Source organism: Paenibacillus sp. FSL H3-0310, assembly GCF_038002785.1.
Lineage (GTDB): Bacteria > Bacillota > Bacilli > Paenibacillales > Paenibacillaceae > Paenibacillus_AQ > Paenibacillus_AQ odorifer.
Map to the genome: position 1 here is coordinate 2898890 of NZ_JBBODC010000001.1, position 23410 is coordinate 2922299.

General features: G+C 41.1%; 21 protein-coding genes. 5 read left to right on the plus strand and 16 right to left on the minus strand.

Features of this window, described 5'->3' with window-relative positions:
• Nucleotides 1-579: 579 nt before the first annotated feature.
• Complete coding sequence (locus MHH63_RS13015) at nucleotides 580-3606, plus strand: ATP-binding response regulator (protein WP_341171626.1); 3027 nt, start codon at nucleotides 580-582, stop codon at nucleotides 3604-3606.
• Nucleotides 3607-3651: 45 nt separating this feature from the next.
• Here the strand turns inward: MHH63_RS13015 and MHH63_RS13020 are convergent, their stop codons facing one another.
• The 5 genes from MHH63_RS13020 to MHH63_RS13040 form a co-directional block, all read right to left on the minus strand.
• Nucleotides 3652-4446, minus strand: a complete 795-nt coding sequence (locus tag MHH63_RS13020) for an SDR family NAD(P)-dependent oxidoreductase (RefSeq protein WP_341171627.1) — start codon at nucleotides 4444-4446, stop codon at nucleotides 3652-3654.
• A 166-nt stretch (nucleotides 4447-4612) separates the two neighbouring features.
• Complete coding sequence (locus MHH63_RS13025; RefSeq protein ID WP_341171628.1) at nucleotides 4613-5638, minus strand: AraC family transcriptional regulator; 1026 nt, start codon at nucleotides 5636-5638, stop codon at nucleotides 4613-4615.
• An 18-nt stretch (nucleotides 5639-5656) separates the two neighbouring features.
• Nucleotides 5657-6604: an LLM class flavin-dependent oxidoreductase gene (locus tag MHH63_RS13030; RefSeq protein WP_341171629.1), complete on the minus strand. Its 948-nt coding sequence runs from the start codon at nucleotides 6602-6604 to the stop codon at nucleotides 5657-5659.
• Nucleotides 6585-6947, minus strand: coding sequence for a hypothetical protein (locus MHH63_RS13035; RefSeq protein ID WP_076184608.1), 363 nt, complete (start codon nucleotides 6945-6947; stop codon nucleotides 6585-6587). The genes MHH63_RS13030 and MHH63_RS13035 overlap by 20 nt, the downstream gene beginning before the upstream one ends.
• A gap of 37 nt (nucleotides 6948-6984) precedes the next feature.
• Nucleotides 6985-7434, minus strand: a complete 450-nt coding sequence (locus tag MHH63_RS13040; protein WP_038571065.1) for an OsmC family protein — start codon at nucleotides 7432-7434, stop codon at nucleotides 6985-6987.
• Nucleotides 7435-7585: 151 nt separating this feature from the next.
• Between MHH63_RS13040 and MHH63_RS13045 the strand changes: the two genes are divergently transcribed.
• The gene (locus tag MHH63_RS13045; protein WP_076218115.1) at nucleotides 7586-8071 is read left to right on the plus strand and encodes a nucleoside deaminase; all 486 of its coding nucleotides are present in this window, start codon (nucleotides 7586-7588) and stop codon (nucleotides 8069-8071) included.
• 121 nt (nucleotides 8072-8192) lie between these two features.
• On the opposite strand, the gene MHH63_RS13050 is transcribed toward MHH63_RS13045, so the two are convergent.
• Nucleotides 8193-9092 (minus strand): glycerophosphodiester phosphodiesterase, encoded by a 900-nt coding sequence (locus MHH63_RS13050; RefSeq protein WP_076125603.1) that lies wholly within the window; start codon nucleotides 9090-9092, stop codon nucleotides 8193-8195.
• Nucleotides 9093-9419: 327 nt separating this feature from the next.
• On the opposite strand from MHH63_RS13050, the gene MHH63_RS13055 reads away from it, so the two are divergent.
• Both MHH63_RS13055 and MHH63_RS13060 read left to right on the plus strand, forming a co-directional pair.
• Nucleotides 9420-10394: a glycoside hydrolase family 43 protein gene (locus MHH63_RS13055; RefSeq protein ID WP_341171630.1), complete on the plus strand. Its 975-nt coding sequence runs from the start codon at nucleotides 9420-9422 to the stop codon at nucleotides 10392-10394.
• A 49-nt stretch (nucleotides 10395-10443) separates the two neighbouring features.
• Entirely contained in the window at nucleotides 10444-11586 is a 1143-nt protein-coding gene (locus MHH63_RS13060; RefSeq protein ID WP_341171631.1) for a glycosyl hydrolase family 8, read from the plus strand.
• Nucleotides 11587-11669: 83 nt separating this feature from the next.
• Here the strand turns inward: MHH63_RS13060 and araA are convergent, their stop codons facing one another.
• The 3 genes from araA to MHH63_RS13075 are packed head-to-tail and all read right to left on the minus strand — an operon-like array spanning nucleotide 11670 to nucleotide 15446.
• On the minus strand, nucleotides 11670-13094 hold the full coding sequence (gene araA / locus MHH63_RS13065) for an L-arabinose isomerase (RefSeq protein ID WP_341171632.1): 1425 nt from the start codon (nucleotides 13092-13094) through the stop codon (nucleotides 11670-11672).
• A 32-nt stretch (nucleotides 13095-13126) separates the two neighbouring features.
• Entirely contained in the window at nucleotides 13127-13822 is a 696-nt protein-coding gene (locus MHH63_RS13070) for an L-ribulose-5-phosphate 4-epimerase (RefSeq protein WP_036677359.1), read from the minus strand.
• Nucleotides 13823-13838: 16 nt separating this feature from the next.
• Complete coding sequence (locus tag MHH63_RS13075) at nucleotides 13839-15446, minus strand: xylulokinase (protein WP_076190364.1); 1608 nt, start codon at nucleotides 15444-15446, stop codon at nucleotides 13839-13841.
• Between the two features lie 307 nt (nucleotides 15447-15753).
• Here MHH63_RS13075 and MHH63_RS13080 point away from each other — a divergent pair, with 307 nt between their 5' ends.
• Nucleotides 15754-16836, plus strand: coding sequence for a GntR family transcriptional regulator (locus MHH63_RS13080; protein WP_076125610.1), 1083 nt, complete (start codon nucleotides 15754-15756; stop codon nucleotides 16834-16836).
• Between the two features lie 99 nt (nucleotides 16837-16935).
• Here the strand turns inward: MHH63_RS13080 and MHH63_RS13085 are convergent, their stop codons facing one another.
• From MHH63_RS13085 to MHH63_RS13115, 7 genes are all read right to left on the minus strand, one after another.
• The gene (locus MHH63_RS13085) at nucleotides 16936-17946 is read right to left on the minus strand and encodes a helix-turn-helix transcriptional regulator (protein WP_341171633.1); all 1011 of its coding nucleotides are present in this window, start codon (nucleotides 17944-17946) and stop codon (nucleotides 16936-16938) included.
• A gap of 109 nt (nucleotides 17947-18055) precedes the next feature.
• A complete protein-coding gene (locus MHH63_RS13090; protein ID WP_076184601.1) occupies nucleotides 18056-18649 on the minus strand; it encodes a chloramphenicol phosphotransferase CPT family protein in 594 nt (197 codons plus the stop codon).
• A gap of 68 nt (nucleotides 18650-18717) precedes the next feature.
• The gene (locus MHH63_RS13095) at nucleotides 18718-19707 is read right to left on the minus strand and encodes an ABC transporter substrate-binding protein (protein ID WP_341171634.1); all 990 of its coding nucleotides are present in this window, start codon (nucleotides 19705-19707) and stop codon (nucleotides 18718-18720) included.
• Between the two features lie 130 nt (nucleotides 19708-19837).
• Nucleotides 19838-20812: a helix-turn-helix transcriptional regulator gene (locus MHH63_RS13100; protein ID WP_076125617.1), complete on the minus strand. Its 975-nt coding sequence runs from the start codon at nucleotides 20810-20812 to the stop codon at nucleotides 19838-19840.
• Nucleotides 20813-20988: 176 nt separating this feature from the next.
• Nucleotides 20989-21894, minus strand: a complete 906-nt coding sequence (locus MHH63_RS13105) for a hypothetical protein (RefSeq protein ID WP_341171635.1) — start codon at nucleotides 21892-21894, stop codon at nucleotides 20989-20991.
• Nucleotides 21891-22547 (minus strand): RNA polymerase sigma factor, encoded by a 657-nt coding sequence (locus MHH63_RS13110; RefSeq protein ID WP_249267686.1) that lies wholly within the window; start codon nucleotides 22545-22547, stop codon nucleotides 21891-21893. Before MHH63_RS13110 ends, MHH63_RS13105 begins: the two co-directional genes overlap by 4 nt.
• Nucleotides 22548-22621: 74 nt before the next feature.
• The gene (locus MHH63_RS13115) at nucleotides 22622-23323 is read right to left on the minus strand and encodes a hypothetical protein (protein WP_076125619.1); all 702 of its coding nucleotides are present in this window, start codon (nucleotides 23321-23323) and stop codon (nucleotides 22622-22624) included.
• Nucleotides 23324-23410 lie beyond the last annotated feature (87 nt).

Genomic DNA, 23410 nt, shown 5'->3' on the forward strand with positions numbered 1-23410 from the left:
CACTTCTCAAAAGCCAAAATTCAGCCAAATAGCTGCATCTGAGTCCGATCGCTCATGGTGAAGAGAGCGTGTAGGGAATACAAAACGCACAACAAACAGCATAGTCGCACATCCGGAATCACAGACGCCAAACTAGCAGCATAGTCACACATTAGGTAACACAGACGCCAAACCAGCAGCATAGTCACAAATTAGGTAACACAAACGCCAAACCAGCAGCCAAATAGCACATCCGGTAATCCAGACGCCCAACAGAGAAGCACCAATCAAGTATTGGAGTGTTCGTGTATTCATGTGTTCGTGTATTCGAGTACGCAAATGTTCAAGGAGATACATCATGCTTCTTCCATGTGGAGAACATTCCTCTTAGCCCCACGCAGTGTCCGTTGCTCACTACTTCTCCTTCTTAATGTAAATAATCTTCATTTTAGATTCTAGATTAGAATTATTTGCTATAATGTTCTCATGAAAAATAAAACTATTCTAAACAAATTAGCTATCATTCTACTTTTTATAAGCATTCTCTTTGGCCTACGCTGCATTTGGTTGAGTATATTTAAGGTTTCCAACACTATACCTGTGATTAACAATGGGGTACTGGATTTACGCGGCCAGGATCTGGAGCAGGCTAACTTATTCAGGCTGGATGGTGAATGGAGCTTCTATCCTTCGCAATTCGTTTCATCGAAGACTTCTACTATACCAAAGCTATCCCACTCGCTTCAAGTTCCTGGAAATTGGAACCATGTTATGGGAAGCGATCAGAATTCTTCTTATGGTTTTGGTACTTACCGTTTGCGAATTTTGGTAGACCCGCTTCAGCAACCTGTCTCTTTCTGGATCAAACAAATTTATTCCGCTTCCCGTGTGGAGATTAACGGCACTCCTATTCTCAATAATGGGGTAATAGCTCTTGATGCCGATACATATGTACCCAAAACCACCTCATATACAGCAGCTTATTTTTCAAAAAACACCACAGTGATAGATGTATTTATTCACGTAGCTAACTTTGATCACCCCTATAAGGGCGGTATAAAAGGCCCTATTTTCTTTGGCTCTCAGGAACTCATTAACCGGACATACTTTTACACTGTCGGATTTCAAATGCTTACAGCAATTATCTTACTACTGCATGGGCTTTATGCCTGTATTCTGTACTTATTTAATCCTAAAGAACGTGCTTTGTTTCTTGTAGGGTTAATGACCTTATCTGTAGCTGTAATCCTTTTAGCTCGAAATGACAACTTAGTGCTTTCATTACTGCCGATTAATTATACTTGGTCCTTAAAAATCCGTTTGATCGCCTTCTTATGGCAAAACCTTTTTATTCTGCTTGTTTTCAGGAAATTCACCTCAGGTGCCAAAGTCAACAAGTGGTTACGTGCTTACACATGGTGTCTTTTCCTTTATACCTTGTTTATATTTATTGTCCCTGCTTATTTAGTCAGCACATCCATTCATTTGGGAATCATTCAAGTGTTCCAGTATATTCCCTTTATTTGGTTGCTCTATAGCTTAGGGCGCTTATTGTTCAAAAAGCAAGATGATAAAGATGTTGTTTTTCTGCTGTTATCAGGTGCGGCGATCGTTTCTAATTTGTTATGGAATTTGTGGGATAGTAACGGACACTATTCAATTGTCTATTATCCTTTGGATATTATCGCAGCCATCGTGGGCTTCTCAGCTTATTGGTTTAAAAAGTATTTTCAAAATGCTAAAGAGAACATGGAACTAAATGAGCAGCTGAAAAAAGCAGACAAACTTAAGGACCAGTTTCTCGCTAATACCTCACATGAGCTGCGTACACCGCTTCACGGAATCATGAATATCGCGCAAAATATTGTCACAAAAGAAAAGGACAGACTTTACGAAAGTAGCCGTCAAGATATGGAACTGCTGATTACAATCAGCCGCCGTATGTCTCATATGCTTGGTGATCTACTGGATGTGGTCCGTCTTCAGGAGCATCGTGTTATTTTACAACAGGAACCTATTTCGGTTCAATCGGTAGTTCCCGGTGTGATTAGTATGCTTCAATATATGATTGAAGGTAAGCCAGTACAGCTATCTATGGATATCCCGGAAGCTATGCCGCCAGTTCGTGCGGACGAGAAAAGACTGGTGCAGGTTTTATTAAATCTGGTGCACAACGCGCTCAAATACACCGAAGCAGGACTTGTAGCTGTTAAGGCTGAGGAACAGGACGGCCAGGTTCTTATCTATGTGACAGATACCGGAGTAGGCATGACTGAAGAGACTATGGCACGGATATTTCTACCCTATGAGCAAGGCCCTCACGGAATAAATGACGGGCGTGGAATTGGGCTGGGATTAAGCATATGCCGGCAGCTGGTAGAACTGCATGGAAGCAGCCTAAACATTCAATCTGAGCTTGGTAAAGGTTCAACTTTTAGTTTCACACTCTCTCTTGCCGATTCTTACAGCGAACAGATAATAAAACAGACGGAACCTACAGTTTCGTATATGGCAGATGAGATTCATAGACAGATGGCTGAGTGGGGAATTTCCGAACATCAGCCAAGTAATCACTCTGAAAAAATTCCGCCGCTTTTTACAGAGATTAAGGTAAATATTCTGGTGGTAGATGATGATCCTGTCAATCTGAATGTACTAAAGGGTATTCTTGAAACCGAACCTTATATCATAACTACCGTGAACTCAGCCCATGAAGCATTGGAATTGTTGGATAAAAGGAACTGGGACTTACTTATTGGCGATGTTATGATGCCACAGATGTCGGGATACGAATTAACACAGAAGGTTCGTACTCGCTACTCCTTATATGAGCTTCCAATTCTATTGCTTACTGCCCGTAGTCAGCCTGAGGATATTTATACTGGATTTTTGTCCGGTGCCAATGATTATGTCACAAAACCTGTGGACGCAGTGGAGCTTAAATATCGTATTCGGGCTTTAACTGCAATGAAGCTATCCTTCAATGAACGGGTGCGGATAGAAGCAGCCTATCTACAAGCACAGATACAACCGCATTTTTTATTCAATACGTTGAACTCTATTGCCGCACTCAGTGATTTGGATACTAAAAAAATGCAGGAGCTCATTGGTGCGTTTACTTCTTTCTTAAGAATCAGTTTTGACTTTTTAAATATCGGAGAGCTCGTGAACCTCTCCCATGAACTGGAATTGGTAGAATCTTATCTTTATATTGAACAGACTCGATTTGCAGAAAGGATATCTGTTGTCTGGAAGGTAGATCCGAATATTGACATCCTAATTCCTCCTCTATCCATCCAACCGTTGGTAGAAAATGCTGTTAAGCACGGTATACTTAAGCGCCAACAGGGTGGAACTGTTCAAATACGTATTATCCGTCTGCACAAGGCTGTAAAGATTGAAGTGGAGGATGATGGGCAAGGCATGGATTCCGGGACCCTCTCTTTACTGCTGAAGCCATTGATGGAAGGCAAAGGTGGCATCGGGCTGGCCAACACCCATAGGAGGTTAAGTCAATTATATGGTCAAGGTCTCTCGATCCAGAGTAAGCCTGGAGAAGGCACCTTGGTATCCTTTGTTGTACCAGAGGACAGTGATAACTTTTCAAGCAAAAAAGCCGCTCCATAAGGAGTGGCTTTTTTGTATCGTTATCTATATCCTTTTAGAGTAAGCTTAAAAAATAGTCGGCACCATTCCCCCATCCATGCGAATTGGAGAACCTTTAAATGCAGAGGCATAAGGACTGCATACAAATGCTGCTAGTCTGCCTATTTCAAAAGGTTTAATAAATCGTTGTATTTCAGATTGAGGAAGATTTGTAGTCATGAATTTTCTTTCTTTTTCTGAAAAAGTCATATCTTCATTGGAGTATATCCCATCAATAATTTGATGCACATTTTCAGAAAGTGTTGGTCCTGGCATGATTGTATTGACTGTAACTTCAGTTCCTATCGTTAACTTAGATAAGCTTTTTGACAATGATAATAACATTGATTTGGTCATTGCATATTGAGGCATTTGGCCTGAAGGCATAATGGCTTCTTCACTAGCAATAAAGAGAATGCGGCCATAATCTTTTTGTAACATTTTAGGTAAATAGAATTTTGTTAATCCATTCGCAGCAAGGACATTAGTACGGAAGTATTTTTCGAATATTTCGTCGTCAACGTCCTCATATTTCATAATTTCATAGATACCCATATTATTAACTAAAATATCTATATTAGGGTATTTTTCGAATAAGGCTTCTCTTTGTTCAATATTCACAAAATCCGCTGTAGCATTTTGTGGAGAGGTAGCCGGGAAATTTGACTTTATTTCATTTACAGTTTGTTCTACCTGATCATAATTCCGTCCATTAATTAGTACATTAACTCCTTCTTTAGCAAGTTCAAAGGCGATTGCTTTGCCAATACCTTTTGTTGATCCTGTAATTAAAGCTGTTTTATTATTTAATCCCATATCCATATTACATTTCTCCTTTTATCACGGCGTGCTGAGTAGTTGTCATTTTAAGAACAGTCCTGTGTGCCGACTAGGATTATATTATCGTACCGGGGTTGTTCAGTAACTAGCGGATTGCGCCAAAGTTCTTGTTTAACACGCCAATGATAAAACTCTGAAAATACTGTTTTTATGAAGAGGGTATCGAGTTTAAACCTAAATGTTCAGTGCGCCAATTTGAAGGTGTATCACCTTCCCAAAGACGAAAGGCACGGTAGAACGAGTTCTGGTCTTCATATCCAATCAAGAAAGCCACTTCTTTAATATCAAGCGATGGATCTGCCAGATACTCTCGTGCTTGCTCATGTCTAGCTTGTGTCAGCAATTGCTTGAAGCTTGTGTTTTCTTCAGTAAGCCTGCGTTGCAACGTACGGTCACTCATACTTAATGCCTTCGCAACAGCTTGAATGTCAGGTCGTCCTCCGCTGAAGCTGCGTTTCATGATCCATTTGACCCTCTCGGTTATAGAGCGAGTGCCCTTCTGTTCAGCAAGCGTCCGGTCCAAAACGGGAGTCAGAATCTCCAGCAGCTCTTCGTTGTACGAGATAAAAGGCCGATCCAAATCATTTCGATGCAACGTCAAACGATTATATTGAGCATCTATCTGAATTCGGCAGCCGAAATAAGCTTCAAGAATCTTTACATTTCCTATAGGCTGTGAAAACTCGACAAGCTGTGCTGTCAAAGGTAGACCTGTGCCTCGCCGTCCGAGTTCTAGAAGAAATGCCAAAGTGAGGCCGAGCAGCAGCGGTGGACCAGAATGCCCGGGATGCTGCCATTCCAATTCGATTGTACATAGCTCGCCTTCCTCGGTAATACGCAAGCTTTCAGGAGGGCACATTTGTTTGTATCGTACCATTCGCTTAAGAGCATCGCGATAGTCCTTAGCATGGTATGTTGCTAAAACCGTCGGCGGATATTGTGTAGTTTCAAAGACGGTTGCAAGCTTAATGATTCCTTCGGCAGTATCTCCAATGAGATCGGAATATGCCTGCCAGACTGCGAAATATTGGGCGGTGGTGACTTCTGACTCTGTGATCTGGCTAAGTGGAAGATTTGCTTTGCTGGCTACATCTTGTGCAGTTATTCCTAATTGACTTAATCCAGCCCAAAATCCTGGTGGGATTTTAATTTGATCAGAGGTATGAGACTTCATACATATGGACCTCCTTTATTAAGAACTCCAACACGCTTGGGCAAGCAGTTCGAATGAATGCAATCGTTTCTCATAATCTGGAATCATGGTAACGATAATGAATTCATTAACTCCATACAAAAGAGATAACCGTTCCAACTTACCTTTAACACTTTCCGGAGTACCTACCAGCAGCTTACGTTCCACGGGCTCAGACTTCGCTTCGGCAGAACCTTCTTGTTGGAATAATGTCGTACCAGATGAGGCCAATCGCTCTGCCTCTTCCTCAGTCTCGGCGCAAATGACGCCAACAGCAACCATGGCCTGCGGTTCAGGAGAAAGTGAAGAAGGAGTAAAGGTTTCACGGTAAGCTTGCAAAACCTCCTCCCCTGCTACATCGCTCATGAACTGGCCAAACACATAACCTGCTCCAAACTCGGCAGCATATGCCGCGCTTTTCTTGTTTGTACCCAGCAGCCATAGCTCTGGAGATACGGGAGGGACCGGACGGGCGGTTATTGAACGTCCTTCATAGGAATAGTTACCCTGCAATAATTCAGTGACGCCTTTAAGCAGTTCTGGCATTTTCCAAACATTTTCGAGAAAATTTCCACTCAGTGCTAAACTTACTTCAGCAGTACCGCCGGGAGCTCTGCCTAATCCAAGGTCGATGCGTCCCGGGTACAAACTGGCCAGCAAATGAAATGCTTCCACCACCTTTAGCGGCTTATAATGTGGCAGCAATAAAGCGCCTGAACCAAGGCGAATGTGTGCTGTTTTCGCTCCAATATGCGATAAAAGCACCTCCGTAGAGGTACATGCTAATCCCGGCATATCATGATGTTCAGCAACCCAATAACGAGTATATCCCAGTCTTTCTGCTGTCTGAGCCAGCTTCACTGCTTGTCCCAATGCGGTACTAGCATCCACCGCATTAAAAACAGGTACGAGATCTAATACACTAAGCTTAATGGATGTTGTTGTCATGGTTAAGTCCTACTCGAGGGTTTCGGTAAAATTCGATCATATCGATAAAAATAAGCTTGTAATCAACTGCAACCGCGGCCAGATCATACATTCGGCCATGGCCGTCTTCTTTGGAGGCAAAAACAACATCGTGCCGCAGCTTATCCATAATCATTTTGCCGATGAACTGATGCTCGTATTCCGCGTACTTCTTTTTGAAAGCTTCATTAAATTCCCACAGCTCTTGGTAAGACCGCTCTAGCATTGCGTTTACCAAAGTCAGCTCATTACCCTCTTTTTGTACAGCCACGTAATAATTTCCGCGCTCATCCTTGATCAAATCCTTATATAACTCAACGTTCAAAGTTAACATCTCCTCTCTGATTACCTAGGACTCAATTTTATAGGCTTGCAGTCAGCACCGTTGGCTCTGTCGTGATTTCTACATTTCCTGCAACGGCTCTGGAGATCATGCAGGAGCCTTCTGCTTTATGGGCAATTCGGATGGTTTTATCGATATCGTCCTGTGACGCATCTTTGGTAAGGGTGATTAGGGGTGAATGTTTGATGGCTTCATATGTAAAAATGTTATTCGTTACATCGACCGTCGCCTCTGAGGTTAACGTCAGCTCTGAAGTCGTAAGCCCTGCCCGCTCCAGCATTGCTGCAAGTGTAATGAGATAACAGGTTGCTGCTGCTCCCAAAAGCATCTCATCCGGATTCGTTCCTACTCCGGGTCCTCCCATTTCCTTCGGAATGGAAATTTGAGTCTTAAGCTGTCCAGCTTCAATAGTTCCGTCACTGTTACGGCCACCGTTCCATACGGCGTTCAATATAAATGGGTGCTTCATTTTTATATATCCTCCCTAGCTTGATATTGCATGCTATATTTTTCATCGAATACTTTACATGCTAACATAGAAGAATGTGGTGAACAAACAGGCTCAGGCCTACTATTCATGAAACTTATCTATAAATTAAAATTCAGGAGGTTCTACCATCATGATAAACGACACGGATATCAAACATCTTAAGCGTTGTATTGAACTTGCCCAAATTGCACTCGAAGCTGGGGACGAACCCTTTGGTTCCGTCCTTGTATCAGCAAGTGGCGAAGTGCTGGCGGAAGACCGCAACCATGTAGGTAGCGGTGACCATACTCAGCATCCCGAATTCGCTTTAGCCCGCTGGGCAGCTCAGAATATGACACTGGAAGAACGTAAGCAGGCAACAGTGTATACCTCCGGAGAACATTGCCCTATGTGTGCAGCGGCACACGGGTGGGTTCATTTAGGACGAATTGTATATGCCAGTTCCTCGAAGCAATTATCGGCGTGGTTAAATGATATGGGAATTGCAGCATCACCCGTCCGTAATTTAAGTATTCAGGAGGTTATTTACGATGCGTTCGTAGATGGCCCTGTACCCGATCTTGCAGAACAAGTACGGGAGCTTCATCTACAATTTCACGAGAAAAGACTTCATTAGAAAGAAGAAACAAAAATAATTGATTTTCCGTAAAAAAAAAACCTTTGGATAAAGGTTCTTAGGCTGTCGAGAAAGTCTCGACAGCTTTATTTATGTCCAGAAAAGGGTGATTTCACATCCCTTACTTTTTATTATTCTTAATTACTTCGCTAAAGCGGTCAGGGAAATTTGTATGTACACCATCTACACCCCAAATTACGGCTTTATCCATATTCACTTGATAATTCACAGTATATGGAAACACCTTTAGCCCTGAATTTTTTGCCTGCGCGACATATGCCGCATTTATTTTTTGAAAGTTAGGACTTATGCCTACCGCATAAGTTTTTAATCTATTCACATAGGATTCTGATATTTTATAAACAGGGAAATCATACCATACAATTTGATAAAGAGGGACTGCTGGATTTATGGAATGGAATCTACGCAAACTCGCTTCACTAAATGAATGAATAGCAACATGAGCCGACAGATCATAATTTAAGATTTCTTCGTTTAACAATGCCTCGATGTTCGAATTCGACGTGGGATCTTTAATCTCAATCATATAGTCCACTTCTTTTCCGAACCTTTCAAATACCTCTTTTAGTGTCGGAATACGTAAATCTACATATTTATCTCTAGCGAACATGGGATATTGTTCATTAAACCATGAACCCGCGTCTAATTTTGAGATCTGCTCTAAAGTAAAATCCTTTACATACCCTTTAGCATTCGTGGTACGATTTACGGTCCCATCGTGAATAACAACAGGAACATGATCTTTTGTTAACTGAATGTCTAACTCGATATAATCGGTCTTCATATCAATGGCTAGCTCGAATGCAGGTATTGTATTCTCAGGAGCATATCCTGAAGCACCACGGTGAGCGATGGTATATACTTTATCCGCAGGCATGATAATTTCCTTTACTTTAATGCGAATCCAGGGGGAATAAGCATACAAAGAGGTGAACAATAAGATTAATAAAAGCACATGTATACCTATAAAGTAGATTCTGGAATTTTGAATTTTTTGCATTAAGCTGACCTCATCTTTTTAAAAATATAATGTAGAATACTTGGTGTCTTTCGCTCTAACATTCATTCTTGTGTAAAATTATGATTTATATTCCCTTATGTTAATCTCACCTCATCGTATTTGTAAGGTCAAAGTTTGGAGATTTCTATTGTACCAGATTATCTAGAGAAAATATTGTGAGGCAGCATAAATGGAAAAGGATCTGCAAGGTCAAGAAAGCAACATCTAAACTTTGTGGGGTATAAACTATAGTTGCTATATATACAGAGTCCTAAAGTTCTTATACCATTAACTTTGTAAGCGATTAACTTTATAGGAGGAAATGACTTGACAAAGCCAGTGCAACCCAATGAACCTCTCGTAACTCATATTTATACTGCGGACCCTTCTGCTCATGTATTTGAAGGCAAGATTTATATTTATCCCTCTCATGACCTGGATCACGATATGATCTCTAATGACAACGGTGACCAATATAATATGGAGGATTACCATGTTCTGTCTATTGATGGAGATGGCTCCCCTTGTATCGACCACGGTGAAGTGCTTCATGTGAAGGATGTCCCATGGGCTAAACAGCAAATGTGGGCTCCGGATGCAGCATACAAAAACAATACCTACTATTTGTTTTTCCCAGCCCGAGACCATGACGATATTTTCCGAATTGGGGTTGCAACCTCAGCGTCACCTTCCGGACCCTTTACACCTGAACCGAACTACATTCGTGGCAGTTATAGCATTGATCCCACTGTTTTCGTTGATGATAGTGGCAAATCATATATATACTTTGGGGGTCTTTGGGGCGGTCAACTTGAAAAATGGCAAACCGGCTCATTTGTTACGGATGCAGAGGGACCGGCTGAAACGGCACCTGCTCTAGGACCTATCGTAGCGGAGCTGAGCGAGGACATGCTGAGCTTTGAAGGTGCGCCTAGAGAAATATCCATCGTCGATACGAACGGAAATCCGATTCTTGCTGGAGATGAAGAGAGAAGATATTTTGAAGGTCCATGGGTTCATAAATATAACGGTTATTATTATCTTTCTTATTCCACGGGTACTACCCATAATATTGTATACGCTATCAGTAAAGATCCGCTTGGGCCTTTTGTATATCAAGGAAAAATACTTACACCCGTCCTGGGCTGGACAACACACCATTCTATTGTTCAGTTTAAAGAGAAATGGTATTTATTTTATCATGATAGTTCTTTATCTGGTGGTGCTGACAACAAGCGTTCTGTAAAATATACGGAGCTGAAATACGACGATGATGGCACCATTCAAACCATCCATCCTTAGTTTTTATTGAAATGGAGTGCATGCTGTAGTGCATAGGAGGGGAAATATCATGCCAATAACACAACAAGGTGCTTTTTATACGGGGAAATATCGCAATTTATTTAAGGAGCTCGGCTTTTCTGAAGATGAAATCAACGCTAAACTCGAAGAAACTTGGAGTGATTTGTTTTACGGAGATCCGAACGTACGAATCTACTATCCGCTGGACGAGGATAAAAGCTATATTCTGGATACAGGTAATCTGGATGTTAGGTCTGAAGGAATGTCCTACGGGATGATGATGGCTGTTCAAATGAATAAAAAAGATGAGTTTGATCGTTTATGGAACTTCTCTAAGACGTTTATGCAGCACAAAGAAGGCCGTTATGCCGATTACTTTGCTTGGCACTGCAAGCCTGACGGTACAAGAATTTCTCAAGGACCCGCACCGGACGGGGAAGAGTTTTTCGCCATGGCTTTGTTTTTTGCCTCAAAACGTTGGGGGAACGGTCCGGAACCTTATAATTATTCCGAGCAGGCTCGAATAATATTGCGTGCTTGTGTACATAAAACTGAAACAGGCGCTGGTGACTCAATGTGGGACGCGGAAACGAAACTGATTAAATTCGTACCGGAATCCACCTTCAGTGATCCATCTTACCATCTCCCCCATTTCTATGATTTGTTCGCTTTGTGGGCTGATGCAGGTGACCACATGTTTTGGCGAGAAGCGGCGGAAGCCAGCCGCTCATATCTACACACTACATGTAATCCTATAACTGGTCTCGCTCCCGAATATGCTAATTTTAACGGCACCCCGGCAGAACCCCAGCCTCATGGTGATTTCAGTCATTTTTTCAGTGATGCTTACCGGGTTGCGGCTAATATCGGTTTGGACTGGGCATGGTTCCAAAAGGACAACTGGCAGGTCGATCAATGTAACCGGATTCAAGCTTTTTTTAGGAATATCGAAGTTTCCAATTACCGGAGGTATACCATTGAGGGACAGGCATTCGACGAACCAGCGCTGCATCCAGTAGGCCTTTTGGCGACTAATGCCATGGCTTCGCTTGCTTCGGATGGCCCGGAGGCAGAGCATTTTGTCCGTTTGTTTTGGGATACACCTTTGCGAACTGGACAACGTCGTTATTATGATAACTGTCTGTACTTCTTTAGTTTACTGGCCCTAAGTGGAAACTATCGCATTTATTGAAGTATATCGAACAAAACAATAGGACTCCATTCCTCGAAAAGGTCGAGGAATGGAGTCCTATTAATCGTAATAAAGCTTTGCTATTATTTAATTACTACATATTCCAAGTTCACAAGTTTTGCGTAAGCAATAATTTGGTCTGTTGTAAGAGTTAATGAAACAACGGTGTGGTGACCGCCACCATTTTCGATCCAAGCTTTAACTCCGTCTTGGAAGTTTGGTTTAACATTCCAAAGCACACGAGCTACTGGAAGGTTTGGAGCTGGAACAGTTGGTTCAAAAGCAGTCACTTCATTAATCAAAAGTTTGTAATGCGTACCGAAGTCAGCCATGGAAACCACTACACCGTCTCCTGCTTTGCCGTCAAATACTAAACGGGCTGGATCGTCTTTACCACCAATACCTAGTGGAGACACGATGATTTTTGGTTTGTTGCTTGCCAAAGTTGGATCTACTTCAAGCATATGGGATTGAAGAATAGATTCTTGTCCAACTGTCAATTCATAAGTGTAATCTTCCATAAAGCCAGTCGATTGGTTATGGCTCATCACTTTAAGCAAGCGGTCGAGAGCTGCAGTCTTCCAGTCTCCTTCTCCAGCAAAACCATATCCTTGTGCCATCAAACGTTGAACAGCAAGTCCTGGAAGTTGTTTCATTCCATGTAAATCTTCGAAGTTTGAGGTGAAGGCATTGTAGCCACCTTGATCAAGGAAACGTTTGATAGCAATTTCATAGCTTGTTTGAACTCTTACGCTAGCTTCCCAAGCTTCTTTGCTGTTAGTGCCATAGTCGAATTCATACAGCTCTGCATATTCAGCAAACAAACCATCGATTTCCTCTTCTTTAACTTCATTAATGACTTGAACCAGGTCACCAATACCAAAGTAGTCAACCGTCCAGCCAAATTGAATTTGGGCTTCAACTTTATCTCCTTCAGTTACACCAACGTTACGCATGTTGTCACCAAAACGAGCAACTTTGATATTGAAGCTTTCGTTATAAGCAACGGCTACGTCCATCCATTCTGCAATTTGCTTTTGAACTTCAGGGCGTTCCCAATAGCCTACAACCACTTTGTTTTGTTTGTTCAAACGGGCGTTAATAAAACCATATTCACGGTCACCATGAGCTGCTTGGTTCAAGTTCATGAAGTCCATATCAATTGTTGCCCATGGAATACTTTCATTATATTGCGTAGCTAGATGAAGCAAAGGTTTTTGCAGCATTTTTGTTCCGCGGATCCACATTTTTGCAGGTGAGAAAGTATGCATCCAAGTGATGACACCGGCAACTTCGTCACGGTAGTTAACTTCTTTCATAATGTTGGTGATTTTATCTGCGCTGACAGCCAAATCCTGCAATACTAGTGGGTAAGGCAAAACTCCGCTTTTATTCAAAGCATCTGTCATCGTTTGTGCGTGCGCTTTAACTTCAGCCAATGCTTCTTCCCCATAAAGATGTTGCGAACCTACGACAAACCAAAATTCTTTTGCTACTGCTGTTGACATATTCATCCTCTTTTCATAATTTTGTGGTTTGATTATTTTTGACCGTAATAAGCGTCTTTCCCATGTTTGCGCAAGTAATGTTTATCTAGAATACGTTGTGGCAATTCTTCCGCAAAATGGTTCAACTCTCTAGCAAATAAATTCATTTTCGATACTTCATCCAACACTACGCTGTTCATTACAGCGGATTTTGCATTTTTCCCCCAAGTAAAGGGTCCGTGGCCTTTAAGCAAAACACCGGGAACCGCCATAATATCTATCCCGCGTTGTTCAAAGGTTTCGATGATTACATTACCTGTTTCCGCTTCGTAACCCCGATCGATTTCCTCTTGCGTCAAGAAACGCGCACAAGGAATGGAGCCATAGAATGTATCAGCGTGCGTAGTTCCCATTACAGGAACGTCAAGTCCTGCTTGTGCCCAGATAGTCGCCCAAGTGGAATGTGTATGCACGATTCCGCCAATTTCGGAGTAATGTTTATAAAGTACTGCGTGAGTAGGTGTATCGGAGGAAGGTCTCATCTCCCCTTCAACCACATTGCCATCCAGATCAACAACTACCATATCGCTGGCTTTCATTGTTTCATAATCTACACCACTAGGTTTGATTACGAATAATCCACTTTCGCGATCAATTGCACTCACATTTCCCCATGTATACTTGATTAGTCCATGTTTCGGCAATTCCAGATTGGCTTGAAAAACCTCTTCTTTAAGTTGTTCTAACATCTTGGTCCCTCCATTTTCAGACTAAATTATCAACAGCGGATTGCTCAATCGCCAGACCTTTTTTATAACGTTCGATAAAGGTTTCAAAACCTTTAATGTCGGTTGCATCGGGATGAATTTCTTCTCCCTTTACATCTTTGAACACTTTTTGATCGAGGAAGTCTTCCAAGCTTTCTTCCTGATTTTTGTTCATCATGTAGGAGGCAAGAATAGCCATTCCCCATGCGCCGCCTTCTCCAGCTGTCGACATTACGGAAACAGGAACATTCAGTGAAGCTGCCATCATTCTTTGGCCAACAACCGGAGTCTTAAATATACCGCCGTGTCCTAAAATACTATCTATGGCTACATTCTCTTCTTTCGTCAAAATGTCCATTCCAATTTTCAAAGCACCAAAGGCGCTGAACAAATGTGTACGCATAAAGTTAGCCAGATTAAATTTGCTCTCAGGCGAACGTACAAATAACGGACGACCTTCTTCTAACCCCGTAATGTTCTCACCCGAGAAATAACCGTAACTGAGCAATCCACCGGCATCTGGGTCTGCTTCCAAAGCTTTATTCAGCAGTACGCTGTACAATTTGTCAGCTTCGGCTTTTTGCCCCATCGCTTCATAGAATTCACGGAATAATCCGAGCCAGGCATTAAGGTCACTTGAACAGTTATTAGCATGAACCATACCTACTGGACTTCCGTCTGGCGTAGTCACCATATCGATTTCCGGATAAACCTTGGAAAGCTCTTTTTCCAATACGATCATGGCAAAAACAGAGGTTCCTACGGAGACATTCCCGGTACGTTTTCTTACACTATTGGTAGCAACCATACCGGTTCCTGCATCCCCTTCTGGAGGACTAAGCGGAATCCCAGCTTGTAATTGCAATGATGGATCCAGAATTTTGGCTCCTGCTTCGGTTAATAGACCTGCTTGCTCACCGGCAACATACACCTTAGGAAGAAGGTCGCTGGTCTTCAGCGAATAACCTTTGCCAGCAATAAGCTCATCAAACTGTTGTATCATAGATTCATTATAATTTCCTATGGATTCATCAATCGGGAACATACCTGAAGCATCTCCAACACCAAGTGCTTTGTTGCCGGTCAATAACCAATGAATGTATCCTGCTAACGTTGTAACAAACCGAATCTGCGGCACATGTTCTTCTTTGTTTAAGATCGCCTGATAAAGATGAGCAATACTCCAACGTTCAGGAATATTGAATTTAAATACATCTGTCAGTTCTTTGGCTGCCTTACCCGTTGTTGCATTACGCCAAGTCCGGAACGGAACGAGCAATTGATCCTGTTCGTCAAAAGCCATATATCCATGCATCATTGCAGAAAACCCGATTGAACCAACGGTTTGGAGGGTGATTCCGTAATTTTGTTGAACTTCTTGCTTCATCTCACGATAAGCATCTTGTAGACCTTTGATAATATCTTCTAGGCTGTACGTCCAAAAGCCGTCTTTCAACTGATTTTCCCATTCATAACTTCCAGAAGCGATCGTTTGAAAACTATGATCAATAAGTACTGCTTTAATACGCGTGGATCCAAATTCAATCCCTAGCGAAGTTTCTCCCTTATTGATTGCTTCTTCGATGCTTAATCGATTCGATATCACGTTGGTCACCTCTCTGACAGCGCTTTTTTAATATAAAAGAATTCGCTTTCTTAATTGACAGCTTTAGTATAAATTTTTGTACGTACATTTGTCAATAAAATAGTTATGTATACATACAAATATGGAGAAGATAATAATTTAACTCCGGACTTAGTTTGTTTATGATGATCTAAAGGTACGAAATATTTACATTTTTCATAAAAAAAGAGCCCCTTTATATTTAATTCGTAGTCATGCTATAATTTGTACATACAACTTAACGAAATGTACGAATTATAAAGCGAACAAGTATGGAAAGAGGAATTACATGAAACCAAAGTATCAAGTGATTATAGAGGATATAAAAAGTAAGATCCTTTCAGGAGATTACAATGTAGGCGAACAAATTCCTACGGAGTCTGCCTTGCAGTCCTTGTACGAGGTTAGCAGACAGACTGTTAGAAAAGCCATTTTAGAGCTATCCAACGAAGGATTCCTCCGCAGCGAAAAAGGTTCTGGCACGTATGTCAGCAACCAATATCGCACAAAGACCGGCGGGAGTTCCCATAAGAAGACGATCGGTGTAATTACGACCTATATCTCTGACTATATCTTCCCTTCTATTATCCGGGGGATTGAAAGCCGAATGAATGAGGATAACTATTCACTACTATTGGCTAGTACCAATAACGATGTTGCGCAAGAAAAAAAAGCTCTCGAAATGATGTTGTCCTACGGCGTAGATGGTTTAATTATTGAACCTACGAAAAGTAATCTGTATAATCCCAATATTGCGTATTATCTGTCGTTTAAGGAGCAAGATATTCCACTCATTATGATTAATGCTTTTTATGAGGAAATAGAGCTCCCCTTCCTTTGTCTTGACGATGTGCAGTCCAGTTATCTGGCAACAAAAGAATTGATCTCCAAAGGCCACTCTCAAATTGGACTTATCGCAAAAATGGATGATTTACAGGGCAAATATCGAATGAAGGGCTATATCAAAGCTCTCGAAGAAGCTAAATTACGGTTTTATCCAGAGCAAATATTTTCGTTCAACACCGAGACCAAACAAACCTTAGCTACGAACTTGAAGGATTTCCTAAATAAAAATAGAGATACCCTCTCTGCGATTGTCTGCTACAACGACGAGGTTGGTCTGGAAGTGGTCAATGCTTGCAGACAGCTAGACATTTCTATACCAGAGGAATTATCAATTATTGGCCAGGACAACTCCTATATTGCCCAAAATGCAAACATCAAACTGACCACTTTAACACATCCCCAAGAAACTATGGGCCGTGATGCAGCGGATTGGGTCATTAAAAAATTACAAGGAAAAAAGGATCTTCCCAACAATACTTATTATCAACCTGTGTTAATTGAAGGAGAAACAGTAGTCGAGAGATAGAATAAATTCTGAGGGATTTTGCGTTTCTCTTCATATGTAAATGTAATAACCCACCAGTCGTGACTGGTGGGTTATTTGCAACTGTCATCTCCGTATTCTTTAAAGGTTCGATTCGTGTTTTGAAGTCAACAGTACAGAAGAAGCAAACTGTTTCACAAGCTTGCCGGGATTGATCCCGTATTTCTCCCGAAACACCTCTGAGAAGTGACTTGAGTTGGAATAACCTACAGCACAGGATGTCTCATTAACGTTCAAATCACCTTGCTGCAATAGGTGTAGAGCCTTCTCCAGCCTTATATCCCGCAAATAGCCGAATACAGTTGTTCCGAACATTTCTTTAAAGCCAGATTTTAATTTGTTATCATTCATGCCAATCAATCGGGAGAGCTCCAACAGGCTTGGCGGATCTATCATCCGTTGCATCATGATGTCCCGCGCTTCACTAATTTTTGTCATGTCGCTTTTCGACAGCTTTGTTGTCCCAGAAGTACCTTCTGTTAGAATCGATTGAAAGCCCAACGACAAAAGCTCTAATGTACTACATTCGATCTCCAGATTTTTGGTGCTGCGGTTTTGAAGAGCTGCCAGCATTCGCTCAAGCACGATAGCAGTAGACGGCTGCATCGTTTCCTGAAAAACACGAAAAGATGCTTGGCCAAGAATGCGGTCAAAATCAGCGGATCTCCCACCCCCGCCTTCTTCCATGAAGTGATGAAAAGTCGAAACAGGAATACCTATGCCTAACATCAGATAAGATTCATTCCCCTGAAACTCAAATTGAGAGCCAACTTCATTCATGAGTTGTAGCGTACAGCTTCCCGGAACAAACTCATACTGGACACCATCAACAGAGACTTCTCTTTTCCCTTGCAAACAATAATTAAGCTCAACCATTGCTGTTTTGGTTACGAGAGGCACGCTGTAATCCTGGCGAAAGGTAAAATCGGATACCACCACATTGATATCAAAGCGTGGGACGAATCGACGAACGAACCCTTCTCCCCTTTGCGAATGTAGTGCCATGTGCTCTGTACGATCTCTATTCTGCCGCGGCAGCTCAAGCCCATCGAAAAAAAGATTGAAATTGTGATGATAATCTATTCCAGTCATTGCTACCGCTCTCCGATCAAGTTTTATAATATTGAGAATAATTCTCATTATTATAAAGGATCCTCTCTTTTTTGACCCGCTTGAATATGGTGTTATCTGGATACGCCATCTAGGAAACACTAACATTTCTTTTACTTAATTTCTTAAATACCGAGTATTCCTTATTGGACTTAATAAAACTTAATATCTTTTCGGCACATTCTATTGAATTCATCTCTTCCGTATTTACTTCGAGGTCATATTCATCAAAGCAATATACTTTGCTAAACTGTGAAGCTGCTAGTCCAATCTTTCTATCTCCTCTTGTTTGCTCTCTTCTTATGAGTTCTTCTTTCGAGCATATTACACCTATAAATAACGTAGGCTGATCGAAAAATTGCTCAAGAAACACATTAAACCTCTTATCATTGTCGATTACGGTATCTACTATTACATTAAAACCCATTTCTATTAACAATTTAATTGTCGAGCGGTACACTGAGAATATGGAATCATCTAATATTTGGGAAACGACTTGATGATCTATTTCTCTTGTAGGTTCATCTGGAAATTTATTATTAATAAAATCATTGTAATTATTAAAAAAATCATCAATTGATAAATGATAAAAAGGAATTTCTTTCTGTTTTATCAGTTCAGTCGATATGGAGGTCTTTCCGGAACTTGAAGTTCCATTTAGAAAAACTAATATCCCTTGCTTCAATTTAATCATCCCTTCAAATAATAATCATTGCAACTCAGAGAATATTCGAGAAAAGATTAAATTATCCTTTACTGTTTGATATGTTCCTTGATTTGTTCGGCTATTTGCTCCAACAATGCTTCTTTTCCTAAAGCAAAGAAAGCCTCATTATAATTTTGTCTGCTTGTTATACGATATATATTATTCGATTTTACAGCTTTCAGATTGCTCCAGACCTTGCTTTGGTCAAGAACATTCTGGTCATTATCGGATAATAAAATGATATGGTCTGGATTAAAGGTGGACAGTGCTTCTAGACTTGTCACTTTCCCTCCCCATGGATCTGGCTCCGGAGTACCTGGCGCGATGGGTAATCCTAGATCATTAAAAATCATATCCGCAATACCTGTGCGGGAATAGATGCGTATTTCTTTCTCTGTAGCTTCGATTACCGCAAACGTCTCTTCCTTGGTTATCTCAGTGATTTGATCATGTAGTAGTAGAGCACGTTGATCATAGGCCTTCAGCCACGTTTCCATTTCCGCTTTCTTATCAAGCACCTCCGCAACAAATGTAAATCGCTCTCTAAAAGCGTTAAAACCATAAGGCACCCTCACTGTTGGAGCAATCATATTTAGTTGATCATAGATTTTTTCTTGGGTAGGTCCTGCCAGTATCAAATCAGGGCTTGCTGCAATGATCGCTTCTAAGTTGACTTCCGTCTGAAACCATCCAGCGGGAGTTACATCAGGCAGTTCTTTTTTGAGAATAGGAGTGATTTCTAATGAATTAGCCATATCTGTATTCCCAGTAATAACAGGTTTATATCCAAGCACCAGAAGTTCTTCCGTTGAGCCGGATACATCGGCAATTCTAACCGGGTTCACCGGTATTACAATATCCCCTTTAGCATCCTTGAGGGTACGTGTTTCGGTCGAATTAGTAGCGACGGGTTCTGAATTTACCGCAGGTTGAGAATTTTCTACTTTAGCCTCCTGACCTGAATTCCCACACCCGTACAGCATCACCATCATGATTAAGGCGATTCCCACAAAAGAGATCTGTTTTAAACTGAACATTTTTTCCAACCCTCTCCAATCTACTGATAATCATTCTCACTTCTAGCAAGTCCGATCATACACTCTGCTGATAGGACAGAACTACCGGCAGAGGGATTGAATAACGGTTTGGCGGATATTTATTTAATTTTTATCGTTTTTTAATTACTTCTGAAGGATTAATTCCATACTGCTTCCGAAAAGCTTCGGCAAAATGACTAAAGTTGTTGTAACCTACCATCGTCGCCGTTTGGCTGACACTAATTTCCCCGGTACTTATGATTTCCCATGCTTTTTCTAAACGTTTGTTCCGTAAATATGCAAATACAGTTGTTCCGTACTCTTCCTTAAATCCAACTTTTAATTTGTATTCGTTAATGCCTGCCAGCTTGGACAATTCGATTAGCGAAGGTGGGTTTGCCATGTGGTCAAGGATGATATCCCTGGCTTTCCGAATGTTTTCTCGGTCACTACGTGATAAATGCAAACTGCGTTTAGTATGTTTCTGCTCAAAAAGAAATGCGTCAAAATATACAGATAGGAGTTCTAATGCCTTCCCCTCTACGTACAACCGGCGCATGGAGGTATGATATGGACAGTCTCTCAATTGCACCAATAATCGGGTGGTTTCTGGAAGAATAGGCATACGGAACATTCGAAAAGCACGTGAATCTAACAGCCCGGATAAGCTGCGAGCATGTGAAGAGCCTTGATCCGCCATCCATGAATCGAATAGTGTAACCGGTACACCTATGGACAATAAACGGATAGGTTCAGCACTGCGATAGTGAAATTCCGCTTGGAAATCCTGCATGAACTGCAATGAACAACTATCGGGCATTAACTCATGGCTGGTATCTGTTACATGAACTTCCCCGCTTCCCTGCAGACAAAAGCTTAACTCAATCATCGCCGCTTCGGATTGAACCCGAACTAGGCGATCATCAGCAAAACGGTAATCACTATCAACAATTTCGATCCCGGAGGGTGTGATCACTCTATCGACGTATCCTTGTGTACTGGATTGTGCAAAATGTTTCCTCTCTGTAGTGCCCCTCATAGACGGAGCCTCAAACAAAGCATCGAAATACCCGTTATAGATGTTATGAATAGATGAACTTGTCATTCTGTTATACACTCAGCAGGTAAGCTGCACTCCGTAATCCCAATATTATGTTTTATCATGAGCAGATCACCTTTTCTCTTCTATTAAATGATAACGATTATCATTTAGATCATTATATGCGAGATATTAGATAACCTGCAATGTACAGTTTTTAAGGATCTCTTATCTCCGCCTTCTCAGTAAAGCGGTAGCACTTCTTGTGTCAGCCCTGAAAAGAGGTCGCTGGTTTGATCAAAAAAGGCATCAGGCAAATAATAATAAGCATCACCCATAGACACCACCTTTAATTCGGGAATGATATACATGGCGATATAAGTCCCGTCTTTGAGGTTGAACTGTAATTGATATGATTTTCCTTGGGATTGCGCCGCTGCAAGAGCGTCATATTCCTTAATGCTTAGCTCTGTTTTTTTTGCGCTGTACAAACCTTCGATAATGGACTCAACAATAGGATGATCAGTGATAGTCTTTTGCACGTCATTCCCCACATGATTCAGAATATAGATATCTTTTGCATGCTCCTTCAGATTAGCCAGATCTAGATACTCCTTCGCGCTCATTGCAGAATCGTCTACCTTCGCCACAATTTCAGCTAGATAATAATATTGCTCATCCTTAACTGCAATACGAAAATGGGATGGGTATGTTGGGATTTCATACAGCTTTCCACCCATAGCGAACGTAGCGGCATAATCTTTTTCCGCATTCTTATCCCCGTCATTCTTTCCGGGCTCTTGGTTGAGATCAAACTCTAATGCACCAAGCGATTTGTCAGGCTCCATACCTGTGAACTTAAACTGAGCGCCATCTGCTACGAATGCATAACGGTATCCATTGTAATTCAGAATTTTGCGAACCCCTGTGGGAGACGAGACTGGTGTCTGCTGTGATATTTGTGGTGAATTAGGCAACGGAGTCTGCGGAAATTTATAAACGGCCACACATAACACCAATGCAGCACAAGCTGCGAGTGAGCCCCACTTTACATAAGCTTTTTTATTAGTGCGTCTCGCGGAGTTGGCTTTTTCTATCAGATTTTCGTCTATGTAACCGATTGTTTTGAAGAGCTCTTTATTATTCAAAGGAAATAACCCTCTTTCTGAAGATATATTTGGAGTTTTTTGCGTGTTCTGAAAAGAATTGATTTGGTTTTACTTTCACTGATTGAGAAGCGTGCGGCAATATCGGCCAAAGAATCAGAATACCAGTAACGCCTCAAAAAAACATTCCGCTGATCTTCCTTAATGTTGTGTAGAAATTTGCTTATAGATTCGGCTATTTGTGCTTCCTCGTATTGGGTTTCAACGTTGTCTGAAGAGGATAAACAATCGTTTAATTCATTAAGAATCGTATCGAATTTTTTATTCCGTTTTTTAGCCATGTAATAATCGTATTTGTTCAAAGCAATATTTCGTGTGATTCTCCCCAGAAAAGAGGACAGCTTTGCAGGAGACTTCGGCGGTATTGCTTCCCATGCACCAAGAAAGGTATCGTTAACACATTCTTCCGAATCTTCAGCATTAGACAAAATGTTATGAGCGATCCGAGTACAATAATTTCTATATTTTTTCGATGTTTCTTCTACTGCCCTTTCATTACGTGCAAAATACAATTGTATGATTTCACTATCTTCCACTCCATCACTTCCGTTCGATTTGATTAAGCATTCACTTATAAAGTAGGAAAAGAAGTGTTTAGGTTGCATAAAAATATAATTTTCTATAAGCTTCGGCATTCAACGCTGATAATATGACATAAAAATACAAATAACCCCTCATCCTAAGGGATAAGGGGAAGTTATGATATCATCTAATTTTTAATTAATTCTACTTCCTTCATTGGAGCCTTTGTCTTACGGAGCATCATCCAGATCCCCCCCAGACAAAATAAAACACTACATCCCATGCCAAACAACGCGCTGGCGTTTAATGCCTGAGGTGAGCCTTTCATTGTAAGCACAGCCATTTGAGTGACAACAATGGAGACTAAGGCATCAGTAAAGCTAATCATTTTTAATGTTGATATAATGGGATTTTTGAGATGACGGTTAACAATATTTCCATGAATGGCAAAACCAAGTTTTGTAAAAGCGATCAGTGCTACCAGATATACAATGTAACCTTCATAAACCAAAGCGTCTCCGACTAGATAAATCCGCAAGCAGACCAACAGATAAGAAACCCCTAGAAGACAAAGAAAAACACCGCCACGCTTATAAACATAAAGCTCCATGGAATACCTTTGCTGTGCTGAACTGACTTTTTTAGCTAATGTATATTTATGAAGCACCTGTCCTTTGGCTATACACAGGATCAGATAATAAAGTGCATTTGTGATGAACCATCCGGACAATAGATATAACCCAAGAATTAACTTGCCTATACCAATAAAAGCATCGATGACTAAGGAAGCAGCGTTGAACATGGCGGTTCGATCTTGCGGATTTCCGAAGTACCGAACTAAGATTGCCTTAATATATATCATCCTTTCAAGAAAACCTTCATATCTCATTTTATGTTTCTAAGGGGACAATAGTATCATACTTGGCTCAACCCAGCAATAAAGCAATTAAAGTTCTGATTTATGATATATTAGAAA

Coding starts and splice junctions, on each gene's coding strand:
- MHH63_RS13020 (WP_341171627.1), bottom strand. CDS start 4,446: ATGGATATGGGATTAAATAATAAAACAGCTTTAATTACAGGATCAACA.
- MHH63_RS13025 (WP_341171628.1), bottom strand. CDS start 5,638: ATGAAGTCTCATACCTCTGATCAAATTAAAATCCCACCAGGATTTTGG.
- MHH63_RS13030 (WP_341171629.1), bottom strand. CDS start 6,604: ATGACAACAACATCCATTAAGCTTAGTGTATTAGATCTCGTACCTGTT.
- MHH63_RS13040 (WP_038571065.1), bottom strand. CDS start 7,434: ATGAAGCACCCATTTATATTGAACGCCGTATGGAACGGTGGCCGTAAC.
- MHH63_RS13045 (WP_076218115.1), top strand. CDS start 7,586: ATGATAAACGACACGGATATCAAACATCTTAAGCGTTGTATTGAACTT.
- MHH63_RS13050 (WP_076125603.1), bottom strand. CDS start 9,092: ATGCAAAAAATTCAAAATTCCAGAATCTACTTTATAGGTATACATGTG.
- MHH63_RS13060 (WP_341171631.1), top strand. CDS start 10,444: ATGCCAATAACACAACAAGGTGCTTTTTATACGGGGAAATATCGCAAT.
- araA (WP_341171632.1), bottom strand. CDS start 13,094: ATGTCAACAGCAGTAGCAAAAGAATTTTGGTTTGTCGTAGGTTCGCAA.
- MHH63_RS13070 (WP_036677359.1), bottom strand. CDS start 13,822: ATGTTAGAACAACTTAAAGAAGAGGTTTTTCAAGCCAATCTGGAATTG.
- MHH63_RS13080 (WP_076125610.1), top strand. CDS start 15,754: ATGAAACCAAAGTATCAAGTGATTATAGAGGATATAAAAAGTAAGATC.
- MHH63_RS13085 (WP_341171633.1), bottom strand. CDS start 17,946: ATGACTGGAATAGATTATCATCACAATTTCAATCTTTTTTTCGATGGG.
- MHH63_RS13095 (WP_341171634.1), bottom strand. CDS start 19,707: ATGTTCAGTTTAAAACAGATCTCTTTTGTGGGAATCGCCTTAATCATG.
- MHH63_RS13100 (WP_076125617.1), bottom strand. CDS start 20,812: ATGACAAGTTCATCTATTCATAACATCTATAACGGGTATTTCGATGCT.
- MHH63_RS13110 (WP_249267686.1), bottom strand. CDS start 22,547: ATGCCGAAGCTTATAGAAAATTATATTTTTATGCAACCTAAACACTTC.
- MHH63_RS13115 (WP_076125619.1), bottom strand. CDS start 23,323: ATGAGATATGAAGGTTTTCTTGAAAGGATGATATATATTAAGGCAATC.